This is a genomic window from Patescibacteria group bacterium (genome assembly GCA_028711655.1).
GTDB lineage: Bacteria > Patescibacteriota > Patescibacteriia > Patescibacteriales > JAQTRU01 > JAQTRU01.
In genome coordinates, this window is record JAQTRU010000049.1 from 1 (window position 1) to 6,318 (window position 6,318).

Annotated in this window: 6 protein-coding genes; 4 read left to right on the top strand and 2 right to left on the bottom strand. The window is 41.5% G+C overall.

Annotation, left to right across the window (positions count from 1 at the left end):
* The first annotated feature begins 81 nt into the window (after nt 1-81).
* The 4 genes from PHQ42_04930 to PHQ42_04945 all read left to right on the top strand — a co-directional run bounded on the left by PHQ42_04930 (nt 82) and on the right by PHQ42_04945 (nt 4,082).
* A complete protein-coding gene (locus tag PHQ42_04930; GenBank protein MDD5072045.1) occupies nt 82-954 on the top strand; it encodes a tyrosine-type recombinase/integrase in 873 nt (290 codons plus the stop codon).
* A complete protein-coding gene (locus PHQ42_04935; protein MDD5072046.1) occupies nt 947-2,185 on the top strand; it encodes a glycosyltransferase family 2 protein in 1,239 nt (412 codons plus the stop codon). The genes PHQ42_04930 and PHQ42_04935 overlap by 8 nt, the downstream gene beginning before the upstream one ends.
* Before the next feature lie 107 nt (nt 2,186-2,292).
* Nucleotides 2,293-3,102: a glycosyltransferase family 2 protein gene (locus PHQ42_04940; GenBank protein ID MDD5072047.1), complete on the top strand. Its 810-nt coding sequence runs from the start codon at nt 2,293-2,295 to the stop codon at nt 3,100-3,102.
* 116 nt (nt 3,103-3,218) lie between these two features.
* Entirely contained in the window at nt 3,219-4,082 is an 864-nt protein-coding gene (locus PHQ42_04945) for a UTP--glucose-1-phosphate uridylyltransferase (protein MDD5072048.1), read from the top strand.
* 53 nt (nt 4,083-4,135) lie between these two features.
* Here PHQ42_04945 and PHQ42_04950 read toward each other — a convergent pair whose 3' ends face one another.
* Together PHQ42_04950 and PHQ42_04955 are read right to left on the bottom strand one after the other, a co-directional pair.
* Nucleotides 4,136-5,566 (bottom strand): PEGA domain-containing protein, encoded by a 1,431-nt coding sequence (locus PHQ42_04950; protein ID MDD5072049.1) that lies wholly within the window; start codon nt 5,564-5,566, stop codon nt 4,136-4,138.
* A 175-nt stretch (nt 5,567-5,741) separates the two neighbouring features.
* Nucleotides 5,742-6,318 (bottom strand): UDP-N-acetylglucosamine 1-carboxyvinyltransferase (locus PHQ42_04955; protein MDD5072050.1); only part of this gene is annotated, 577 nt, incomplete at its 5' end.

Here is a 6,318-nt window from a genome sequence, read left to right on the forward strand (position 1 = left end):
TAACAAGTTATATACGAACTTGTTTATTTTTTATTTAAAATAAGGTAAAATAAAATTAAATATGTGTAGTCGGAATATCTTATGGATACATCAATAAATAATAGAACAACAAGATTATCCAGGGATCCAATGCATTATTTGGCGCAGGAAATGAGGATTAGGAATTTTAGCTCCAAAACAATTAGGGCCTATTTATATTATAACAGGGAATTATTAAGGTTTACAAGCTATAAATCCCCCAAGGAAATAACCGGCCAGGATATAAAGGATTACCTGGATTTTCTGTTTTCCAAGAGCAAATCAAGTTCTACCGCCAATTTGGCGATAAACGCCTTGAAATTTTATTATCAAGGCATTTTGCATAGAAAATTTTTTGATTTTGAAACGGGTATTAAGAGGCCGAAAGAGCCCAAAAAACTGCCGGTCGTGTTATCAAAAGAAGAAGTTGTAAAAATGATTGAAGCAACGGATAATATAAAGCATAAATTGGTTATTCAAATTTTATATTGTTCGGGTTTGCGGATAAGCGAATTGGTTGATCTGAAAATAAATGATATTGATTTTCAACGCAAATTGGTTATAGTTAAATCAGGCAAAGGTAAAAAAGACAGAATAACCATAATATCAAAAATCGTTTTGGATAATATCGGTAAATATCTCGCTGAATACCGGCCCTTGGTTTATTTGTTTGAAAGTTATAAGGCCGGAAACAAGATGAATGTCCGTTCAGCGCAAAAAATAGTTACCGATTCCGCTATCAGGGCGGGGATAGAAAAAGAAGTAAGCGCCCATTCTTTGCGCCACAGCTTCGCCACCCATCTGCTGGAGAACAATGTTAATTTAAGATATATTCAGGCATTATTGGGGCACGCCCGACTAGAGACAACACAGATTTACACAAAAGTGGCTAGTAATAAATTTAATGAAATAAAAGATTTATTGGAATATGAATAAAAAGGTGGCAATTATAATTTCTCCAAATTGGAAGGATTACGCGGAAAAATATCTGGCGGATTGTTTGGAAAGTCTAAAAAAGCAGGATTGGACCGGCGAGTCTAAGATTTTTTTAATTGATAACGAAAGCACGAATGAGAGTTTAACCCTATTAAACGATATTGTAGAGGCGCATAATCATGCGCCTATATTGAATAATATCGTAGAGACGCAAAAACCCCCCGCCCCCCCCTTACAAGGGGGGCAGCGTGTAGAGACGCAAAAAAATCCCCTTTGTTCCCCCTTTAACGAAAGGGGGCAAATTGAAATTATCAGAAACAAAAATAATGATGGGTTTGCCAAAGGGAATAATGACGCGATTAAATTGGCGTTGGCGCAGGGCTTTGATTATATTGTTTTATTTAATATGGATACGGTGGTTGAGAATGATTGTGTCAGTGAATTGGTTAAGGCTATTGACGTTGATAAATCATTTCTGGATTCCCGCCTGCGCGGGAATGACGGGAAAGAGATTGGCGCCGTTCAGGCGCGACTTATGCTTTGGCCGGAAAAAGAAAAAATAAATAGTCTGGGAAATACTACGCACTTTTTGGGATTTGGTTATTGCTTGGGATATGGCGGAGAATATAACCCCCCTCACCCCCCTTTCGAAGGGGGGCATAATAGAGAAATTTGCTATCCGAGCGGGGCGGCGGTTTTGTTTACGGCCGAGGTTTTGAAAAAAGTTGGATTATTTGACGAGGAATTTTGGATGTATAATGAAGACCAAGATTTGGGCTGGCGGATCTGGCTGGCCGGGTACAAATGCGTTTTGGCCCCGGAAGCGGTCGTTTTCCATAAATACGAATTTGCCAAATCAATCAAACAGTATTATTTTATGGACAGGAACCGGATGCTTTCAATTATAAAAAATTACCATTGGCTTACCCTGATTTTAATCACGCCGGCCTGTCTGGTTATGGAGTTCGGCTTGTTGCTGTTTTCCTTAAAAACCGGCTGGTTCAAAGAGAAAATAAAGGTTTGGCTGTATTTTTTAAAGCCGCGAACCTGGAAATATTTAATTAAAGCAAGAAGAGAGGCGCAAAACTTGCGCAAAATCAAAGACAGGAATATAGTAAAAATGTTTTCCGGCAAAATCTGGTATCAGGAAATAGGGGATTGGAAACTGAAGCTGGTTAATCCGGTGTTTCAATTATATTGGTTCTTGGTCAGGAAAATAATCTTTTGGTAAATTTCCAATTACCAATTATCAATTTTCAAACAATTTTCAATGACTAAATTTTCAATTCTAAATATACGGAATTGAAAATTGAAAATTGAAAATTGAAAATTGCTTTCATGGACATAAGCATTATTATTTTAAACTACAAGAGCCGGGGGCTGGCTTTGAATTGCGTGAAATCAATCAAGGAGGCGGATTTCGGCGTCTTGAAATATGAAATAATCGTGGTGGACAACAATTCAGACGACGGAATCGGCGAGATTCTTTCCTGGCAGTATCCGGAGATTAGATTTGTCCAGAATAAAAAGAACTTAGGCATGGGCGCGGGCAACAATGCTGGTATTAAAAAAGCGCAAGGGAAATATGCGGTTATTATGAATCCGGATACAATCGCTTTTCCTGATACTTTTTTGAAGTTATATAATTTTATGGAATCCAATCCGGAAGTCGGGATCGCCGGGCCAAAGCAGTTTTATCCGGACAGGACTGTTCAAAATTCTTGCTATCAATGGTATAATTTACTTACGCCGATTTATCGCCGCACACCCTTGGGAAAATTCAAATTCGCCCGAAAAGATGTAGACAGATTTCTGATGAAAGATTTTGATCATAATTCGGCAAAAGAAGTGGATTGGCTTTTGGGTTCATTTTTATTTTGCCGCCGGGCTTGTTTGGACCAGATTGGGCTTTTTGACGAAAGATTTTTTATGTATCTTGAAGACACCGACCTCTGCCGTCGGGCCTCAAGCCGGAGTTGGAAGGTAATATATTTCCCGGAAAGCCGGATTATCCATAATCATAAAAGAGAAAGCGCGGAAACGGCTTGGTATAAATTTTTTTGGAACAAAGCCAGCCGGGCCCATGTTATTTCTTGGCTGAAGTATTTGCGGAAGTGGGGGAGTAACCGCATAACTCATAACTCATAACGCTCCTCTCCCCTAAAAAGTTTTTGAAAAAATAATTTTCTAACACCCCCGCCTGCCCTGCCTACCGGACAGGCAGGCGGCAGGCAGGTAATATCTAACACCTAATATCTAAAACTATGAAACCTATCAAAAAAGCGATCGTGGCCGTGGCCGGGTCGGGCACGCGGCTTCTGCCCGCCACCAAAACCATGCCTAAGGAAATGCTGCCGATTGTCAACAAGCCGATTGTCCAGCTCGTGGTTGAGGAATTGGTGGCCGGAGGCATTGAAGACATTATTTTGGTGACCAAATGGGACAAAAAACCCCTGGAAGACCATTTTGACCACAGTTGGGCCCTAGAGCAGGAACTGGAAAAATCAGGCAAGACTAAACTTTTGAAAGATATTGTCAGATTGTCGGAAATGGCCAATTTTATTTATGTGCGACAAAAAGGCCCTTATGGGAATGGCACGCCGGTTCTGTCCGCCGCCAGTCTGGTTGACGATGAGCCGTTTATGTATGTCTGGGGAGATGATTTGGTTGATTCAAAGGTGTCCTTTACCAAGCAGATGGTAAAAGATTATGAAAAAACCGGGCACTTAATGATTGGGGTGCAGGAAGTGCCGAAAGAAGAAGTGTTTCGCTACGGCATTGTTAAGCTAAAAGGCAAAACCATGCAAATAGAAGATATTGTTGAAAAGCCGTCTGTCAAAGAAGCGCCTTCCCGTTTGGCGGATTTTGGGCGCATGATCCTTGACCAAGACATAATAGATATTTTGCGCAAAACTCCCCCGGGCAAAGGCAATGAGCTTTGGATAGTGGACGCTATCAGAGAGTATGTAAGGAAGGGCGGAAAATTTTTCGCCAAAAAAATTGAGGGCGGGGAGTGGCTCACCACCGGCGACCCCTTGAATTATTTTAAAGCGAATTTAAGATACGGCTTGAAAGACAAAGAAATCGGGAAAGACCTGAAAAAGCATATAAGAGGACTGAAATTGTAAGGCATAAAGCCTAACAAAAAAAGAACGTCCGCACGAACGTTCTTTTTTAATTGTTATTGTATCTCCAACTTATAGAGCCCTTCCTGCTGGCCGATCTTAGCGCCGAAATAGAGAATTTTTCCTTTTTGGTCCAAGTCCGGGGAATAAATCATTTCCGCTCTTATAAGTTCGGTTATGTTCCTTTTTTCCCTTTCATCAAGCTCAATGGTATTGATGGTTTTTTCCGTGGAGTAAATTATGTAATTTTTGCTGGGATGCCAGAGGACGCCTGTGATGGGTTCGCTGATTCTGGTAAGGATTTTTTTTCCGGCCCTGCCGAAGAAAGAGGCGCTCGTGTCCGCGTCAAACAGCCAAATTTCAAAATCATTGGCGTAAAGAAGTCGGTTGTCGTTCAGCCAGGAAGAATATTTTACATTGTTTATGATTTCTTTCAGGGGGTTAACGGCGGCAAAGGGATCGATCAAGTAGAGAAGCTGATGGTCGCCGTCATAGAGGTTGATAAGCTTATGTCCCGGGTTTATCAGGCGATATCCGGAAGAAAAAGGCAGGCTGATTTCTTTTAACAATTCACCGCTTTTCAGGGAAGCGCCTTTCAACTTTAAAGTTTTGTTTGTTGCGGAAACAAAGAAGATATGATCATTTTTTATCGCGTAATCGTAATAAGTTTCTCCGCCGGAGATGATTTTTTTGTTTTTGGCGATTAGGTCAAAATAATTAAGGGCATTGGCGGTCCGATAGTAGAGGCCGTTGCCGTCCGCCCCCCATTTGAAATTTTCCGCTTCTCGGCCGAGCAAATCGTCCAGATAAGTTATTTTGTTTTTATCTTTTAAATCAAGGATGATCCGGCCGGCGATAACCTTGGCGCTGTCCGGCGACCATATAATTTCAGAATCGGGCCCGAATTTTGCCCTGAAAGAAGAGGGGGGGGAGGAGAAAAGATTGATTCCGCCCGCTTCCGTAATATTTATTTTTTCTTCGTTAAGGGTAAAGAAGTATTTTTTGTCAGGCGACGGTTCAATTTTCCTGATGGAGGCGAGGGAGGAATTTTTTTCTTCCGGAGCCAGGCTTATTATCTGCAAAGGCAGGTCTTTTTTGAATAAATAAATATCTTCGGCATAAGTCGCCTGCCCCGGCTCTATTGTAAGTTTTTTCTCCCAGGGCCAATAACCATCCGCTTCCATTCTGATGTCGTATTCTCCGGGCAGGATGTTTTTTATTTTTGCCGGCGTTCTTATGTAGCCTTGCTCCTTGTTGAAATATTTTTTGAAGAATAATTGGCTGGGCTTGCCATCTATGAAAATTTTTGCGCCGCGAGGAGAGGTGTCAAAAATAAACATCCCTGTTTTTTGCAGGGAGTTGCTGAAATTGGGCGGCCAGTTTAATTTTACCTTGTAGCCGGCCGCGTAAAAGCTAAGGAGGGGAGCGATAATCAGAAAGGCCATGACAAAAAATATGAAGAGGGCGCGGCGAGTTTTATAGGTCATAAAAAATTTTAAATCCTAAATCCTAATATCTTCATGCCAGAGGCAGATCAGCCTCGGGTTGAAAATCCTAAACAATTTCAAAATTCAAATTACCGAAATCCAAAACATTAAGTTTAAAACATTTGGATTTAGTAAATTTGTATTTGTTTAGAATTTAGGATTTAGTGCTTAGGATTTATAGATTAAGAGTGCCGATTCTTTTAATATCGGCGCCAAGGGCCCTTAGCCGTTCGTCAATATTTTCATATCCCCGGTCTATTTGGTAGATATTGTCAATTTCCGTCTGGCCAACCGCGATTAAAGCGGCGATTAAAATGCCGATTCCGGCCCGCAAATCCGGGCTGGTCAATTTCTTTCCATAAAGTTCTGTCTTTCCGTTGACAACGACGCGATGGGGGTCGCACATGGTGATATCGGCTCCCATCTGCAAAAGATTGTCAACATAAAGCAGGCGCCGGTCATAAATCGTTTCGTGGATGAGGGAAGATCCCTCCGCCTGGGTCATCAAAACCGTATAGGGCGGCTGCAAATCGGTCGGGAAACCCGGGTATTCATGGGTTTTAATGCCGTAAGATTTTATTTTTTTAGCTTCTTTGATTTTCAGAAAATTTTTGCCAGATTCAAAGGGGACGCCGATTTTATTAAAAACGGAAAGAAGGACTTGCACATGCTCCGGTTCGCAGTCGGCAATAGTGAGAGCGGATTTGGCGGCGGCCGCCGCAATGGCGAAAGAGCCGGTTTCAATTCGGTCC

What these genes read in the sequence shown, in the direction of transcription:
- PHQ42_04930 (MDD5072045.1), top strand. Translation starts at nt 82, where the DNA reads ATGGATACATCAATAAATAATAGAACAACAAGATTATCCAGGGATCCA.
- PHQ42_04935 (MDD5072046.1), top strand. Translation starts at nt 947, where the DNA reads ATGAATAAAAAGGTGGCAATTATAATTTCTCCAAATTGGAAGGATTAC.
- PHQ42_04940 (MDD5072047.1), top strand. Translation starts at nt 2,293, where the DNA reads ATGGACATAAGCATTATTATTTTAAACTACAAGAGCCGGGGGCTGGCT.
- PHQ42_04945 (MDD5072048.1), top strand. Translation starts at nt 3,219, where the DNA reads ATGAAACCTATCAAAAAAGCGATCGTGGCCGTGGCCGGGTCGGGCACG.
- PHQ42_04950 (MDD5072049.1), bottom strand. Translation starts at nt 5,566, where the DNA reads ATGACCTATAAAACTCGCCGCGCCCTCTTCATATTTTTTGTCATGGCC.